The 15,529-nt window shown below is 69.4% G+C and carries 15 protein-coding genes; 14 read left to right on the top strand and 1 reads right to left on the bottom strand.

Annotated elements, in window-relative coordinates; genetic code table 11:
• Positions 1-463: 463 nt before the first annotated feature.
• From F3T56_RS15215 to ffh, 4 genes are all read left to right on the top strand, one after another.
• On the top strand, positions 464-1,753 hold the full coding sequence (locus F3T56_RS15215) for an ammonium transporter (protein ID WP_149825724.1): 1,290 nt from the start codon (positions 464-466) through the stop codon (positions 1,751-1,753).
• On the top strand, positions 1,750-2,088 hold the full coding sequence (locus F3T56_RS15210; protein WP_149825723.1) for a P-II family nitrogen regulator: 339 nt from the start codon (positions 1,750-1,752) through the stop codon (positions 2,086-2,088). The genes F3T56_RS15215 and F3T56_RS15210 overlap by 4 nt, the downstream gene beginning before the upstream one ends.
• Positions 2,089-2,114: 26 nt before the next feature.
• Positions 2,115-4,565 carry a [protein-PII] uridylyltransferase gene (locus tag F3T56_RS15205; protein ID WP_149825722.1) on the top strand — a complete coding sequence of 817 codons (2,451 nt, stop codon included), beginning with the start codon at positions 2,115-2,117 and terminating at the stop codon, positions 4,563-4,565.
• 155 nt (positions 4,566-4,720) lie between these two features.
• Positions 4,721-6,271, top strand: a complete 1,551-nt coding sequence (gene ffh / locus F3T56_RS15200) for a signal recognition particle protein (protein ID WP_149825721.1) — start codon at positions 4,721-4,723, stop codon at positions 6,269-6,271.
• 77 nt (positions 6,272-6,348) lie between these two features.
• On the opposite strand, the gene F3T56_RS15195 is transcribed toward ffh, so the two are convergent.
• Positions 6,349-7,209 carry a class I SAM-dependent methyltransferase gene (locus F3T56_RS15195; protein WP_172638957.1) on the bottom strand — a complete coding sequence of 287 codons (861 nt, stop codon included), beginning with the start codon at positions 7,207-7,209 and terminating at the stop codon, positions 6,349-6,351.
• A 201-nt stretch (positions 7,210-7,410) separates the two neighbouring features.
• Here F3T56_RS15195 and proS point away from each other — a divergent pair, with 201 nt between their 5' ends.
• The 10 genes from proS (at position 7,411) to lepB (F3T56_RS15145) (ending at position 15,475) form a co-directional block, all read left to right on the top strand.
• Complete coding sequence (gene proS / locus F3T56_RS15190) at positions 7,411-8,826, top strand: proline--tRNA ligase (RefSeq protein WP_149825720.1); 1,416 nt, start codon at positions 7,411-7,413, stop codon at positions 8,824-8,826.
• Positions 8,827-9,086: 260 nt separating this feature from the next.
• Positions 9,087-9,683, top strand: coding sequence for a hypothetical protein (locus F3T56_RS15185; protein ID WP_149825719.1), 597 nt, complete (start codon positions 9,087-9,089; stop codon positions 9,681-9,683).
• Between the two features lie 399 nt (positions 9,684-10,082).
• Complete coding sequence (gene rpsP, locus F3T56_RS15180; protein ID WP_149825718.1) at positions 10,083-10,502, top strand: 30S ribosomal protein S16; 420 nt, start codon at positions 10,083-10,085, stop codon at positions 10,500-10,502.
• A gap of 2 nt (positions 10,503-10,504) precedes the next feature.
• Positions 10,505-10,744 carry an RNA-binding protein gene (locus F3T56_RS15175; RefSeq protein WP_033526925.1) on the top strand — a complete coding sequence of 80 codons (240 nt, stop codon included), beginning with the start codon at positions 10,505-10,507 and terminating at the stop codon, positions 10,742-10,744.
• 85 nt (positions 10,745-10,829) lie between these two features.
• Positions 10,830-11,372: a ribosome maturation factor RimM gene (gene rimM / locus F3T56_RS15170; protein WP_149825717.1), complete on the top strand. Its 543-nt coding sequence runs from the start codon at positions 10,830-10,832 to the stop codon at positions 11,370-11,372.
• A 3-nt stretch (positions 11,373-11,375) separates the two neighbouring features.
• Positions 11,376-12,209 (top strand): tRNA (guanosine(37)-N1)-methyltransferase TrmD, encoded by an 834-nt coding sequence (gene trmD / locus F3T56_RS15165; RefSeq protein WP_149825716.1) that lies wholly within the window; start codon positions 11,376-11,378, stop codon positions 12,207-12,209.
• A 134-nt stretch (positions 12,210-12,343) separates the two neighbouring features.
• Positions 12,344-12,694 carry a 50S ribosomal protein L19 gene (gene rplS, locus F3T56_RS15160; protein ID WP_013000407.1) on the top strand — a complete coding sequence of 117 codons (351 nt, stop codon included), beginning with the start codon at positions 12,344-12,346 and terminating at the stop codon, positions 12,692-12,694.
• A 46-nt stretch (positions 12,695-12,740) separates the two neighbouring features.
• Positions 12,741-13,487 carry a signal peptidase I gene (gene lepB, locus F3T56_RS15155; protein WP_149825715.1) on the top strand — a complete coding sequence of 249 codons (747 nt, stop codon included), beginning with the start codon at positions 12,741-12,743 and terminating at the stop codon, positions 13,485-13,487.
• Positions 13,480-14,607 (top strand): signal peptidase I, encoded by a 1,128-nt coding sequence (lepB, locus tag F3T56_RS15150; RefSeq protein ID WP_149825714.1) that lies wholly within the window; start codon positions 13,480-13,482, stop codon positions 14,605-14,607. The genes lepB (F3T56_RS15155) and lepB (F3T56_RS15150) overlap by 8 nt, the downstream gene beginning before the upstream one ends.
• Positions 14,564-15,475: a signal peptidase I gene (lepB, locus tag F3T56_RS15145; RefSeq protein WP_149825713.1), complete on the top strand. Its 912-nt coding sequence runs from the start codon at positions 14,564-14,566 to the stop codon at positions 15,473-15,475. Before lepB (F3T56_RS15150) ends, lepB (F3T56_RS15145) begins: the two co-directional genes overlap by 44 nt.
• The last annotated feature ends 54 nt before the right edge of the window (positions 15,476-15,529 follow it).

Here is a 15,529-nt window from a genome sequence, read left to right as displayed (position 1 = left end):
GCAGCCAGCGCCCTCCTGAAGCGGGAATGACCGATCCCGTGATCTCAACTCAGAACAGGCCCTAGGAGGCTGCTGATCCCCGCGGGCCCGCTCGACCCCGGCCGCGGCCGGCCATCCCTAACTGCCCGACTCGGCTCCCCCATGCCAGGTCATCGGATGGCCCGCCGTGGTCGGCTCATTTCCATCAAGAAAGTCGACCTCCACCCGAGAGTTCCATCGGATACGAAACCGTTATCCGCCACCGGGCCCACAGGGACGAGGCCCCAGGTATGGCGAATCCTCCGTGACCCACGTTTCACCTGTCTGTAACGCGACACGAGCCTTCGTCACGTCCGGGAAACATTTCCAATCTCCCTGTGAAACGGTGCTGCGCCAATCTCCTGAGCACAGTCGGCCCTCCCCGAGAGCTCCCCCAAGCTTCAGCATCCGCACGGGCCGTTCCGACCACGAGGAGATACCGGCATTGAACGGCACAGATACCGGATTCGTATTGATCAGCGCGGCGCTCGTCATGGTGATGACGCCGGGCCTGGCGCTCTTCTACGGCGGCATGGTCCGGGCGAAGAGCGTGCTGAACATGCTGATGATGTCCTTCATCTCGCTGGGCATCGTCAGCATCCTGTGGGTGCTGTACGGATACTCCCTCGCGTTCAGTGGTGACGCGGGCGGGTTCATCGGCAACCTGGACGCGATCGGCCTCAAGGGCATCGACATCGCGAGCACGGCTGACAGCTTCGTCCTCGGCGCGAACGACGAGCCGCACAAGATCGCCGCGTTCGCCTTCATCCTCTTCCAGATGCTGTTCGCGGTCATCACCCCGGCCCTCATGAGCGGCGCGCTCGCCGACCGCGTGAAGTTCGGCGCCTGGATGATCTTCGTCGCCCTCTGGGTCACCCTGGTGTACTTCCCGGTCGCGCACTGGGTGTGGGCGCCCGGCGGCTGGCTCTTCGAGATGGGCGTCATCGACTTCGCCGGTGGTACCGCGGTCCACATCAACGCCGGTATCGGCGCGCTCGCCGCGGTCCTCGTCGTGGGCAAGCGGATCGGCTTCAAGAAGGACCCGATGCGGCCGCACAGCCTGCCGCTGGTCATGATCGGCACCGCTCTGCTGTGGTTCGGCTGGTTCGGCTTCAACGCCGGTTCCTGGCTCGGTGTCGACGGCACGACCGCCCGGATGGCGATCAACACGCAGATCGCGACCGCCGCGGCCATCATCGGCTGGCTGATCTACGAGCGCATCCGTCACGGCGCGTTCACCACCCTCGGTGCCTGCTCCGGCGCCGTCGCCGGCCTCGTCGCGATCACCCCGTCCGGCGGTCACGTCAACGCCTTCGGCGCCATCCTGATCGGCATCGTCGCCGGCGCGGTCTGCTCCTGGGCCGTCAGCCTCAAGTACAAACTCGGCTACGACGACTCCCTGGACGTCGTCGGCGTCCACCTGGTCGGCGGTGTCCTCGGCACCCTGATGGTCGGCTTCCTCGCCACCGACGGCGTGGGCGGCCTCGACCAGTTCGGCAAGCAGGCCACCGGTGCCTTCTCCGTCATGGGCTACACCTTCGTGGTGACCTGGATCATCGCCTTCGTCATCCAGAAGACGATCGGCTTCCGCGCCTCCGAGGAGGACGAGGTCTCCGGTGTCGACCAGGCCATGCACGCCGAGACCGCTTACGACTTCACCTCGGCGACCCAGTCGCACATCTCCTCCACGACGAGCAGCGTCGCTGCCCCTGTTAGCAAGAAGGTCGAGGCATGAAGCTGATCACCGCGGTCGTCAAGCCGCACCGGCTCGACGAGATCAAGGAAGCACTGCAGGCCTTCGGGGTGCACGGTCTTACGGTCACCGAGGCCAGTGGGTACGGTCGGCAGCGCGGGCACACCGAGGTGTACCGCGGCGCCGAGTACACGGTGGACCTGGTCCCCAAGATCCGTATCGAGGTGCTGGCCGAGGACGACGACGCCGAGCAACTGATCGACGTCATCGTCAAGGCCGCCCGCACCGGCAAGATCGGTGACGGCAAGGTCTGGTCGATCCCGGTCGAGGCGGCCGTACGGGTCCGGACCGGTGAGCGCGGCCCGGACGCGCTCTGACCGAACAGAAGAACAGGAGTCGCTGGGTGACGAGTACGGACGCACGTACGCAAGCAGAGGACTCGGGACCCAGCGGCTACGCGGCGGCCCGGCTGCACCTCCTCCAGGAGGGGGCGCAGTCCGGGCCGCCGCGCCGTGCCGCCCTCGCCGAGCTCACGGACGACTGGCTCGCGGGCCTCTTCGGCGCCGGGGCCTCGGAACTGCGCGGGGTGTCACTGATCGCCGTCGGGGGGTACGGGCGCGGTGAGCTGTCGCCGCGCAGCGATCTCGATCTGCTGCTCCTGCACGATGGGACCGACGAGGAGGCCGTGGCCGCCCTCGCCGACCGCATCTGGTACCCCATCTGGGACCTGGGGCTCGCCCTGGACCACTCCGTCCGCACCCCCGCCGAGGCCCGCAAGACCGCGAGCGAGGACCTCAAGGCGCACCTGGGGCTGCTGGACGCCCGGCACCTCGCCGGAGACCTGGGCCTGACCGCCGGACTGCGCACCGCCGTCCTCGCCGACTGGCGCAACCAGGCACCCAAACGCCTCCCGGAACTCCAGGAGCTGTGCGCCGAGCGGGCCGAGCGGCAAGGTGAACTGCAGTACCTCCTTGAGCCCGACCTGAAGGAGGCCCGGGGCGGGCTGCGCGACGCCACCGCTCTGCGGGCCGTCGCCGCCTCCTGGCTCGCCGACGCCCCGCGCGAGGGGCTCGCCGACGCCCGCCGCCGACTCCTCGACGTACGCGACGCCCTCCACCTCACCACCGGGCGTGCCACCGACCGGCTCGCGCTCCAGGAACAGGACCAGGTCGCCGCCGAGCTCGGCCTGCTGGACGCCGACACACTGCTTCGCCAGGTGTACGAGGCCGCGCGGGTCATCTCGTACGCCAGTGACGTCACCTGGCGTGAAGTGGGGCGCGTGCTGCGATCGCGCGCCGTGCGGCCCCGGCTGCGCGCCATGCTCGGCGGAGGCAAGCCGGCCCCCGAGCGCTCGCCGCTGGCCGAGGGCGTGGTGGAGCAGGACGGCGAGGCCGTGCTCGCGCGCGCCGCCCGGCCCGAGCGGGACCCGGTGCTGCCGCTGCGCGCCGCCGCCGCTGCCGCCCAGGCCGGACTCCCGTTGTCCCTGCACGCCGTACGCCGCCTCGCGGCCGCCGCCCGGCCACTGCCGACGCCCTGGCCTGCCGAGGCCCGCGAACAGCTCGTCACCCTGCTGGGGTCCGGGCGGCCGACCGTGGACGTCTGGGAGGCGCTGGAGGCCGAGGGGGTCATCACCCGGCTGCTGCCCGACTGGGAGCGGGTTCGCTGCCGTCCGCAGCGCAACGCCGTGCACATCTGGACCGTCGACCGGCACCTCATCGAGACCGCCGTCCGCGCCTCCGAGCTGACCCGCCGGGTCCACCGGCCGGACCTGCTCCTCGTCGCCGCGCTACTGCACGACATCGGCAAGGGCTGGCCCGGCGACCACTCCGTGGCGGGCGAGATCATCGCCAAGGACGTGGCGGCCAGGATCGGCTTCGACCGCGAGGACGTGGCGGTGATCGCCACGCTCGTACGGCATCATCTGCTGCTCGTCGACACGGCCACGCGCCGCGACCTGGAGGACCCGGCCACCGTACGGTCGGTGGCGGAGGCGGTCGGTTCGCCGGGGACGCTGGAGCTGCTGCACGCGCTCACCGAGTCGGACGCGCTGGCCACCGGGCCCGCCGCCTGGTCCTCATGGCGGGCCTCCCTCGTGTCCGAGCTGGTCAAGCGGGTCGCCGCGGTGTTCGCCGGGGACGCCCCCGAGGAGCCCGAGCCCGCCGTGCCCAGCGCCGAGGAGGAGCGGCTCGCCATCGAGGCGTTCCGTACGGGAGGGCCGGTGCTGTCGCTGCGCGCGCAGACGGAGGCGGCCGCCGAGGAGAAGGACGAGAAGGCCGACCCGGAGCCGCTCGGTGTGGAGCTCCTCATCGCCGTACCCGACCAGGCCGGCGTGCTGCCCGCCGTCGCCGGCGTCCTCGCCATGCACCGGCTCACCGTGCGCACGGCGGAGCTGAGCGCGCTCGACCTGCCGGACGGCGTCGAGGGCTCCGTCCTGCTGCTGAACTGGCGGGTGGCCGCCGAGTACGGCTCGCTGCCGCAGGCGGCCCGGCTGCGGGCTGATCTGGTGCGGGCGTTGGACGGCTCGCTGGACATCGCGGGGCGGTTGGCGGAGCGTGACGCGGCTTATCCGAGGCGCCGGGGCGTGGTCGCGCCCCCGCCGCGCGTCACGGTGGCCGCGGCCGCCTCCCGGCACGCCACGGTCATCGAGGTGCGCGCCCAGGACGCCCCCGGTCTGCTGCACCGCATCGGACGGGCCCTGGAGGACGCGAGCGTACGGGTGCGCAGCGCACACGTCAGCACGCTGGGCGCCAACGCCGTGGACGCCTTCTACGTGACCGGACCGAAGGGGACTCCGCTGCCGGGCGACGAGGCGGCGGCCGTGGCACGCAAGCTGGAGGAGACGCTGCGCGGCTGAGCACGGCGATACGGGGACGACGGGTACCGGGCCTTGTCGGTCCCGTACCCGTGGGCTCCGTCTCTGTTGTCCACAGGGTGGAGACCCAACCACACCCAGACAGATACCCTGGAGGGCAATCCAGACTGCCCCCGACTCCGAGGACCGACACCGCCGTGTTCGATACGCTCTCCGATCGCCTCTCAGCGACTTTCAAGAACCTGCGCGGCAAGGGGCGCCTCAGCGAGGCGGACATCGACGCCACGGCTCGCGAAATCCGCATCGCGCTCCTCGAAGCGGATGTGGCCCTCCCGGTCGTCCGGGGCTTCATCAAGAACGTCAAGGAACGCGCGCTCGGGGCCGAAGTCTCGCGGGCGCTGAACCCCGCCCAGCAGGTCCTCAAGGTCGTCAACGAGGAGCTCGTCACCATCCTCGGTGGCGAAACCCGCCGTCTCCGCTTCGCCAAGCAGCCCCCCACCGTGATCATGCTGGCCGGTCTCCAGGGTGCCGGTAAGACGACCCTCGCGGGCAAGCTCGGCAAGTGGCTGCAGGAGCAGGGCCACTCGCCGCTGCTGGTCGCCTGTGACCTCCAGCGTCCGAACGCGGTCAACCAGCTCAGCGTGGTCGCCGAGCGCGCGGGCGTCGCGGTCTACGCCCCCGAGCCGGGCAACGGCGTCGGTGACCCGGTCAAGGTCGCCAAGGACTCCATCGAGTTCGCGAAGTCGAAGGTCCACGACATCGTGGTCGTCGACACGGCCGGTCGCCTCGGTATCGATCAGGAGATGATGCAGCAGGCGGCGGACATCAGGGACGCCGTCTCGCCCGACGAGATTCTTTTCGTCGTCGACGCGATGATCGGTCAGGACGCGGTCAACACGGCCGAGGCCTTCCGCGACGGCGTCGGCTTCGACGGTGTCGTGCTGTCCAAGCTCGACGGTGACGCCCGCGGTGGTGCGGCCCTGTCGATCCGGCAGATCACCGGCAAGCCGATCATGTTCGCGTCGAACGGCGAGAAGCTCGACGACTTCGACGCGTTCCACCCGGACCGGATGGCCTCGCGCATCCTCGACATGGGTGACCTGCTCACCCTGATCGAGCAGGCGGAGAAGACCTTCAGCCAGGAAGAGGCCCAGAAGATGGCCTCCAAGCTGGCGTCCAAGAAGGGTCAGGACTTCACGCTCGACGACTTCCTGGCCCAGATGGAGCAGGTCAGGAAGATGGGGTCCATCTCCAAGCTGCTCGGGATGCTGCCCGGCATGGGGCAGATCAAGGACCAGATCAACAACCTCGACGAGCGGGACGTCGACCGCACCGCCGCGATCATCAAGTCGATGACCCCGGGCGAGCGCCAGGAGCCGACGATCATCAACGGCTCGCGCCGCGCCCGTATCGCCAAGGGTTCCGGCGTCGAGGTCAGCGCGGTGAAGAACTTGGTCGAGCGGTTCTTCGAGGCCCGCAAGATGATGTCCCGCATGGCCCAGGGCGGCGGCATGCCCGGGATGCCCGGCATGCCGGGCATGGGTGGCGGTCCCGGCCGTACGAAGAAGCAGCCGAAGAAGGCCAAGGGAAAGCAGCGCTCCGGCAACCCGATGAAGCGCAAGCAGCAGGAGCAGGAGGAGGCCGCCCGCCGGGCCGCCGCAGCCGAGGGCGGCGCGTTCGGCCTGCCGGGCCAGCAGGGCGGTCAGGACTTCGAGCTGCCGGACGAGTTCAAGAAGTTCATGGGCTGACGGTTCAAGAGGTGTTGCGGCGCCCGTGCCGTGCGCGGACGGCACGGGCGTGGTGTCGGCATCGCGCCTGCGTGGTCTCAGGGCGTCCGCGCGATCAGATAGCGGAACACGTTCGGCATCCACACCGTGCCGTCCCGGCGCCGGTGCGGGTGCAGGGCTTCGGTCAGTTCCTTGTCGACCTGGGCCTGGTCGGTGGCCGCGATCGCCGCGTCGAACAAGCCGGTCGACAGCAGTCCCCGTACGGCGTTGTCCACGTCGGCGTATCCGAAGGGGCAGGCCACGCGTCCGGAGCCGTCCGGCCGCAGACCGGCCCGCTGGGCGACCTCTTCGAGGTCGTCCCGCAGGGCGGGGCGCCAACTCCCCGTACTGCGCAGGGGATCGGTGAGTTTCGCCGCCACGCGGAGCACGGCGGACGTGGCGCAGCGTTCCGGTGGACCCCAGCCGGCGAGGACCACGGGGGTGCCGCGTTCCGCGAGCGGGGTCGCGGTGGCGAGCAGGTCGCCCAGGCCTTCGGAGTCCCCGGCCAGGCAGCCGATCGGCTCGAAGGCGGTCACCAGGTTGTACCGCGGGTCGCCGGGGGCGGCGGCCGCGTCCTCTGGGGTGCCGTCGACGACCCGGGCGTCGGCCCGCGCGCGTGTACCCCATCCTTCCGGCAGCAGACGCTCCCGAGCGAGCGTCATCCGTTCGGGTGAGGACGTGTCCACTCCGGTGACCGAGGCGCCCCGCGACGCCGCCATCAGCAGCGCCAGCCCCGATCCGCAGCCGAGGCCGAGCAGCCGTGTACCGGCGCCCACGTCGAGCCGCCGGTAGACCGCCTCGTAGAGCGGAACCAGCATCCGTTCCTGAATCTCGGCCCAGTCACGCGCGCGTGTGCACTGGTCCACGCGAGGTGTCGCTCCCGCGCGAGGCAGTCGCTGCCGCACGAGCGTAGGTGTCATATGAAAGCGCCCCAATCCGCCGAGAGTTGCCGCTGTGCCCGTTGTCTGGGCCCCCGTGGCAGTGCGCTCGCACTCCCCCCGTATGTCAGGTAACTCCGCGCCCGGCGCGCCGTCCAGAGGTCTCGGACACCGGCTTGTGAGCTGTCTGTGCGCAGGCAAAAGAATTCACATTCCCGCAACGTGGCCCCGTAGCATCGCGCCATGGCAAAAGCACCCGTTCTCACGCCCCGGGCGGACGACTTCCCGCGCTGGTACCAGGACCTGATCACCAAGGCCGAACTGGCCGACAACGGGCCGGTGCGCGGCACCATGGTCATCCGACCGTACGGGTACGGGATCTGGGAGCGGATGCAGCAGGAGATGGACGCCCGGATCAAGGAGACGGGCACGCAGAACGCGTACTTCCCCCTCCTGATCCCGCAGTCGTACCTGACCAGGGAGGCCGAGCACGTCGAGGGCTTCGCGCCCGAGCTGGCGGTCGTGACGCACGGCGGCGGCAAGGACCTCGAAGAGCCCGCGGTGGTCCGGCCCACCTCCGAGATGATCATCAACGACTACTTCTCGAAGTGGATCCAGAGCTACCGCGACCTGCCGCTGCTGATCAACCAGTGGGCGAACGTGGTCCGTTGGGAGCTGCGGCCCCGTCTCTTCCTCCGCACGAGCGAGTTCCTGTGGCAGGAGGGCCACACGGCGCACGCGACGTACGAGGAGGCGCGCGACTTCGCCGCGCACATCCATCGGAAGGTCTACGAGGACTTCATGGTGAACGTCCTCGCGATGGACGTCGTCCCCGGCCGCAAGACGGTCAAGGAGCGCTTCGCGGGCGCCATCAACACCCTCACCCTCGAAGGCATGATGGGCGACGGCAAGGCCCTCCAGATGGCCACCAGCCATGAACTGGGCCAGAACTTCGCCAAGGCCTTCCACACCCAGTACCTGTCCAAGGAAGGCAGGCAGGAGCTCGTCTGGCAGACCTCCTGGGGCTCCACGACGCGCATGATCGGCGCGCTGGTGATGATGCACGGCGACGACAACGGTCTGCGCGTCCCGCCCCGGCTGGCGCACGTCCAGGCCGTCGTCCTCGCGATCAAGGGTGACGACGCGGTTCTGGCCAAGGTCCGCGAGCTCGGCGACCGGCTCAAGGCCGCGGGCGTACGCGTCCGGGTGGACGACCGCACGGACATCCCGTTCGGCCGCCGAGCCGTCGACTGGGAACTCAAGGGCGTCCCCGTACGCATCGAGGTCGGCCCCCGTGACCTGGAGAACGGCACCGCGATGCTCGCCCGCCGTATCCCCGGCGGCAAGGAGCCGGTGGACCTGGACTCCCTCGTCGAGTTGCTGCCGACGATCCTCGAAGAGGACCAGGCGCTGCTCCTGACGCAGTCGCGCGAGCGCCGCGAGTCCCGTACGACGGAGGTGTCGACGATCGACGAGGCGATCGAGGCCGCCACGGCCGACGGCTGGGCGCGAATCCCCTGGTCCACCCTCGGCGAGGATGGCGAGACCAAGCTCGGGGAGCACGCGGTGACCGTACGGTGTCTGGTCGCCGAGGACGGGTCGGTGCCCGACTCCTATGACGCACCCGGTAACGTCGCTGTCGTGGCGCGCGCTTACTAGAGCGATCCGTTCCGTCGGGAGAGCGACCGAAACGCCCCTTGCGCATCTGACGACCACAGGTGCCCCGACGCGCGGACCCCGTCTACGCGTCGGGGCGTACGTGTTACTACGTACCGCCTTGGGAGGAGCTGTGAGGCTTCTCCGCAGATCAGCGCACCCGCCCTCGTCAGGACGCACTAGCGGCAACTGACGGGTACGTGCAAATTATTTGGGATGGCCCGGAATCGGAACACAGGGGCACTCCGGCTCGTTGTCATTACGTGAGCACGACACAGACACCACCTGTTCTCGCCGCAGAACTGGCGCAGGCGTGGGCCGACATTCAGCGGTACCACCCCGAGCTGCCGGATCTTGCCGCTCCCGAGTCCCTGATCGGGGAGTCGTCGTCCGCCTGCGGGCACGAACTCTCCTTCGAGCGACTGCTCCATGAAGCAGTCCACGGCATCGCCGCCGCTCGCGGAGTCCGCGACACCTCCCGGGCCGGCCGCTACCACAACCGCAGATTCCTCGCGATCGCCGAGGAACTGGGCCTCGACCACCCCGAGGAACCGCACCCCAGCAGCGGCTTCTCGCTGGTCACGCTCAACCCCGAGGCGAAGCGTCGCTACCGCCCGACCATCGACAGACTGCAGCGCGCGCTCAAGGCCCACACGGCCGCGACCTCCGCGGACACGGCCCGCAGTTTCCGGGGCCCGGCCGCCCGCCACGGCTCCTCCGGCGGCGGCGTCCGCGTCAAGGCCGTCTGCGACTGCGGCCGCAACGTCCGGGTCGTGCCGTCCGTACTCGCCCAGGCCCCCATCGTCTGCGGCGGCTGCGGAAAGCCGTTCCGGATCCCGGAGGTCGTGGGCGCGGCCTGACCCTGGGCCGAGCTGAGAAGACGGCTGCTCGTGGCAGCCGTACGTCAGCGAGCCGTATGGGTACGCAGTGCAGGGTGGGTTCGGCGGCACCCGGCGCCGGGCTTGGCCGGGCCGCGGGTTTCGCTTATCGGCGCTGACAGGGTGCCGCTGCGCCCACCCGTGCCGCCCCAGCGGCACGACTGCCCGCAGTTGGGGCGGGCGGGCGTTTCGGCGTGCCCGCGTGCACCCTCGCGGCAAGCGTGACCCGCAGGGTGTGGCAGAATGGCTAGCTGTACTCGACAGCCGCACAGGACCCCTCTCTCCTCCGGCTGACGCGTCCATCGGGCACTCGGGTACCGCAACCCCACGCGGCTTTTCTCGCCGTGCCCAACCACGTCAAATCCAGGAGAACCCACTCCCGTGGCAGTCAAGATCAAGCTGAAGCGTCTGGGCAAGATCCGTTCGCCTCACTACCGCATCGTCGTCGCCGACTCCCGTACCCGTCGTGACGGCCGTGCGATCGAGGAGATCGGCAAGTACCACCCGACGTACAACCCGTCGGTCATCGAGGTCGACGCGGACCGTGTCGCGTACTGGCTGGGTGTCGGCGCGCAGCCGACCGAGCCCGTGCTCGCCATCCTGAAGAAGACCGGCGACTGGCAGAAGTTCAAGGGCGAGGCCGCCCCGGCGCCGCTCCTTGTCGCCGAGCCGAAGTCCACGCGTCCGTCCTTCGAGGCTCTCGGCGGCGACGACGAGGGCAAGGGTGAGGCGATCACCCAGAAGAAGAAGGCCGAGAAGAAGGACGAGGCTGCCGCTGAGTCCGAGTCGACCGAGGCCTGAGCATGCTCGAGGAGGCTCTCGAGCACCTCGTCAAGGGCATCGTCGACTACCCCGACGACGTACAGGTCGCCTCGCGCAACCTGCGTCGCGGGCGCGTCCTCGAGGTCCGGGTCCACCCCGACGACCTCGGTAAGGTGATCGGCCGCAACGGCCGTACCGCCCGCGCCCTGCGCACCGTCGTGGGCGCCATCGGTGGCCGCGGTGTCCGTGTCGACCTCGTCGACGTGGACCACGTCCGCTGACGCCAATCGCAGCACCGGCTCGGGCCGGGGAGGGCCTCTGGGCCGTCCCCGGCCCGTAGTCGTTACGACAGGAGAACTTCGAAAAGTGCAGCTCGTAGTCGCACGGATCGGCCGCGCCCACGGCATCAAGGGCGAGGTCAGCGTCGAGGTCCGCACCGACGAGCCCGAACTGCGGCTCGGGCCCGGCGCAGTGCTCATCACGGATCCCGCCTCGGCAGGCCCGCTCACCATCGAAACCGGCAGGGTGCACAGCGGTCGGCTGCTGCTGCGCTTCGAAGGGGTCAAGGACCGCAACGCCGCCGAAGCCCTCCGCAACACCCTCCTGATCGCCGAGATCGACCCGGACGAACTGCCCGAGGAGGAGGACGAGTACTACGACCACCAGCTGATCGACCTGGACGTCGTCACCGCTGATGGCGTGGAAGTCGGCCGTATCACCGAGATCTCGCACCTGCCCTCCCAGGACCTCTTCATCGTCGAGCGGCCCGACGGGAGCGAGGTGATGATCCCGTTCGTCCAGGAGATCGTCACCGAGATCGACCTGGAGGAGCAGAGGGCAGTCATCGCTCCGCCGCCGGGCCTGATCGACGACCGTGTGGAGATCGCCTCCAACAGGGAAGAGCTGTAAGAGATGCGCCTCGACGTCGTCACGATCTTCCCCGAGTACCTCGAACCCCTGAACGTCTCCCTCGTCGGCAAGGCACGCGCGCGTGGACAGCTGAATGTGCACGTGCATGATCTGCGCTCCTGGACGTACGACCGGCACCACACGGTCGACGACACGCCGTACGGCGGTGGCCCGGGCATGGTCATGAAGACCGAGCCCTGGGGCGACGCCCTGGACTCCGTCCTCGCCGACGGCTATGAGACGGACGCCCGCCGGCCCACCCTGATCGTCCCCACGCCCAGCGGCCGTCCGTTCACGCAGGAACTCGCCGTCGAACTCTCCGAGCGGCCCTGGCTGGTCTTCACACCGGCGCGCTACGAGGGCATCGACCGCCGGGTGATCGACGAGTACGCCGCCCGGATGCCCGTCTACGAGGTGTCCATCGGCGACTACGTGCTCGCGGGCGGAGAGGCGGCCGTCCTCGTCGTCACGGAAGCCGTGGCGCGGCTGCTGCCCGGTGTCCTCGGCAACGCCGAGTCCCACCGCGACGACTCCTTCGCATCCGGCGCCATGGCCAACCTCCTGGAGGGCCCCGTCTACACGAAGCCGCCCGAGTGGCGTGGCCGTGACATCCCGGAGGTGCTGCTCAGCGGCCACCACGGCAAGATCGCGCGCTGGCGCCGGGACGAGGCCCTGAAGCGTACGACCGCCAACCGGCCCGACCTCATTGAGCGTTGCGACCCCAAGGCCTTCGACAAGAAGGACCGCGAGATGCTCTCCATCCTGGGCTGGGCCCCGGAACCGGAAGGGGAGCCGTACGGCCGATTTTGGCGACGACTGGACGGCGTGGAAGAATAGACCGCTGTTGTGCGTCGTCCGGCGTGCGCCCCTGCCACAGGGGGACACGACGCCCGCCCCGACCCGGACAGCATCCTCTCGAAACACCTAGCTCCCGCCTATGACCTGTGGCATGGGCGAAGAAAGCAGACGAAATGTCTCACCTGCTCGACTCCGTCGACTCCGCGTCGCTGCGCAGCGACATCCCGGCCTTCCGCCCGGGTGACACCGTCAACGTCCACGTCCGCGTCATCGAGGGCAACCGCTCCCGTGTGCAGCAGTTCAAGGGCGTTGTGATCCGCCGCCAGGGCGCCGGTGTCCGCGAGACCTTCACGGTCCGCAAGGTCTCGTTCTCCGTCGGCGTCGAGCGCACCTTCCCGGTGCACACCCCGATCGTCGAGAAGATCGAGCTCGTCACCCGCGGCGACGTCCGTCGCGCCAAGCTGTACTACCTGCGCGAGCTGCGCGGCAAGGCGGCGAAGATCAAGGAGAAGCGCGACAACTGAGCGCGCGCTCAGGTGTTCTAGCGGGGCCGGATACGATCTGGCCCCGATGGACACCGAAGCACAGCAGCACATGGAGCGCGACCGCTCCTCCCGCCCTTCTGAGGCCGAGCAGGCATCATCCTCGGCTCGCTCCGAGGAGATCTCGGACACAGAGCGGCCGGAGGGACGGTCGCGTTTCGTGTTGCTGGGCAGAACCGCCGACCGGGTCCCCGGTGGTCATTACACCCTGACCGTGTTGATCTGCCTGCTTTTTCTGGCGCTCTTCAGCAACTTCGTGATGCAGCCGTTCCAGATTCCCAGCAGTTCCATGGAGAACTCATTGAGGATCGGGGACCGAGTTCTCGTAAATAAGTTGGCGTACCGTTTCGGTTCTGAGCCGCAGCGGGGTGACGTCGTCGTGTTCGACGGCACCGGCTACTTCGGGAACGCCGACTACATCAAGCGCGTTGTCGGTGTGGGGGGAGACCGGGTGGTCTGCTGCGACCAGGAGGGGAGGCTTGAGGTGAACGGCCGGTCGGTCGACGAGTCGTCGTTTCTGTACCCGGAGGACAGCCCGTCGAACGTGCCTTTCGACGTGGTCGTGCCCCAAGGGCGCCTGTTCGTCCTCGGCGACCACCGCAGCGACTCCAGCGACTCCCGCGACCACTTGGGATCCCCCGGTGGCGGCATGGTCCCCCTCGACTCCGTGATCGGCCGGGCCGACTGGATCGCCTGGCCCGCCGACCACTGGACCCGGCTGGACCGCCCCGACGCCTACGCGCGCGTGCCCGCCGTCGGCGGTGCGCATGGGTAACCGTGGCAAACCCCGCGGGGCGCCCAGCTCTCCCGCTGACACTCTGCTGCCCACCGGCACCCGACGGGCCGGTGGCGCGGCCCGGCCGAGCCGGGTGGAGCGGCGCAAGCTCGCCCGCAAGATCAAGCGGCGGCGCCGCCGTTCGGCGGTCAAGGAGATCCCGCTCCTGGTCGGTGTCGCCGTCCTCATCGCGCTCGTCCTGAAGACCTTCCTCGTCCAGGCGTTCGTGATCCCGTCGGGTTCCATGGAGCAGACGATCCAGATCGGTGACCGCGTCCTGGTCGACAAGCTCACCCCCTGGTTCGGCTCCAAGCCGACCCGTGGGGACGTCGTCGTCTTCAAGGACCCCGGCGGCTGGCTGGAGGACGAACAGACGACGACCACGGCGGAAGACCCCATCGTCATCAAGCAGATCAAGGAAGGTCTGCAGTTCATCGGTCTGCTCCCGTCGGACGACGAGAAGGACCTGATCAAGCGGGTCGTCGCGGTCGGCGGCGACACCGTCAAGTGCTGTGACGCCCAGGGCCTCGTCACCGTCAACGGCATGCCGCTGAACGAGTCGGCCTACCTCCACCCCGGCAACAAGCCGTCCATCCAGCCGTTCGAGGTGACCGTGCCCCAGGGCCGCCTCTGGGTCATGGGTGACCACCGGGAGAACTCCGCGGACTCGCGCGCCCACCAGAACGACACGTCGAGCACGGCCCAGTACGGGGGCACGGTCTCCGAGGAGTCCGTCGTCGGCAGGGCCGTGGTGATCGCCTGGCCGGTCGGCCACTGGGGGCAGCTGGAGGAACCGGACACGTTCGCCGCCGTGCCGAGCGGCACGACCACGGCCCTCGGCGCTTCGCATAGGGTGGCCTCCGCGGATCGAAACGGATTGATCCCCCTCCCGACCCCTGCGGAACTCCCGCTCGTTATGGGAGTGGTGGGCCTGCACCGGTTGTGGCGTGGGCGGCGGTACGGCGTGAGGAGTGGATGTGGGGGATTTGGCGGTCGGCGCACGATCCGGACACGGTGGTTCAGAAGAACGGCCGGAGCGGCCCGACGAGGCGGGTTCCCCGGCCACAGAGGACGCCGTGAACGCTGCGAACTCAGAGGGATCCGTATCCGCCGGGAGTGACTCCCCGGCCGGAGCGGGCAGCGAGGGCGGTCGGCACGACCCCGAGGCCTCGGCCGACGACGGCGACCAGGAACACAGGCCCAAGAAGAAGCAGCGTTCCTTCTGGAAGGAACTGCCGATCCTGATCGGTATCGCGCTGGTGCTCGCGCTGCTGATCAAGACGTTCCTGGTGCAGGCGTTCTCCATCCCGTCGGACTCGATGCAGAACACGCTGCAGCAGGGCGACCGGGTCCTGGTCGACAAGCTCACCCCGTGGTTCGGCTCCGAGCCGGAGCGCGGCGAGGTCGTCGTCTTCAATGACCCGGCCGGCTGGCTGGACGGTGAGCCCACCCTGGAGCCCAACCCCGTGCAGCGCGTCCTCGGCTGGATCGGTCTGATGCCGTCCGCGGACGAGAAGGACCTCATCAAGCGCGTCGTCGGCGTCGCCGGCGACACCGTGGAGTGCAAGGGCACGGGCCCGCTCGAGGTCAACGGCAAGGCGCTCAACGAGGAGTCGTACGTGTACCCGGGCAACACTCCGTGCACGGTCGACGACACCGGCGGCCAGTTCAAGGTGACGGTACCCGAGGGCAAAATCTGGGTCATGGGTGACCACCGGCAGAACTCGCTGGACTCCCGCTACCACCAGAACGACAAGAACGACGGCATGGTCCCCGTGGGCAAGGTCGTGGGCCGCGCCATCGTGGTGGCCTGGCCGCCCACCCGCTGGTCCACGCTGCCGGTTCCCGACACCTTCGACCAGAACCTGAGCGCCGCCGCCCCCGGCGCGCTCGGCCTCGCGGGCGCGGTTCCGCTGGTGCTGTGGCGCCGGCGCCGCCTTCTCGTCGCGGAGGGCCCGAGGGTTTCTGGCACGGGTACCGCCGGGTAGGGTGCCGTCCCAGATCGCCGATCTTCCGGCGGCCCGCACCGGGCCCGGACGGTC

This window comes from Streptomyces tailanensis, from assembly GCF_008386495.1.
GTDB lineage: Bacteria > Actinomycetota > Actinomycetes > Streptomycetales > Streptomycetaceae > Streptomyces > Streptomyces tailanensis.
The sequence above is the reverse complement of the archived record's forward strand: the minus strand, read 5'-3'. Positions and strand labels throughout refer to the sequence as shown.

Coding starts and splice junctions, on each gene's coding strand:
- F3T56_RS15210 (WP_149825723.1), top strand. CDS start 1,750: ATGAAGCTGATCACCGCGGTCGTCAAGCCGCACCGGCTCGACGAGATC.
- F3T56_RS15195 (WP_172638957.1), bottom strand. CDS start 7,209: ATGACACCTACGCTCGTGCGGCAGCGACTGCCTCGCGCGGGAGCGACA.
- proS (WP_149825720.1), top strand. CDS start 7,411: ATGGCAAAAGCACCCGTTCTCACGCCCCGGGCGGACGACTTCCCGCGC.
- F3T56_RS15175 (WP_033526925.1), top strand. CDS start 10,505: ATGCTCGAGGAGGCTCTCGAGCACCTCGTCAAGGGCATCGTCGACTAC.
- trmD (WP_149825716.1), top strand. CDS start 11,376: ATGCGCCTCGACGTCGTCACGATCTTCCCCGAGTACCTCGAACCCCTG.
- rplS (WP_013000407.1), top strand. CDS start 12,344: ATGTCTCACCTGCTCGACTCCGTCGACTCCGCGTCGCTGCGCAGCGAC.
- lepB (WP_149825715.1), top strand. CDS start 12,741: ATGGACACCGAAGCACAGCAGCACATGGAGCGCGACCGCTCCTCCCGC.
- lepB (WP_149825714.1), top strand. CDS start 13,480: ATGGGTAACCGTGGCAAACCCCGCGGGGCGCCCAGCTCTCCCGCTGAC.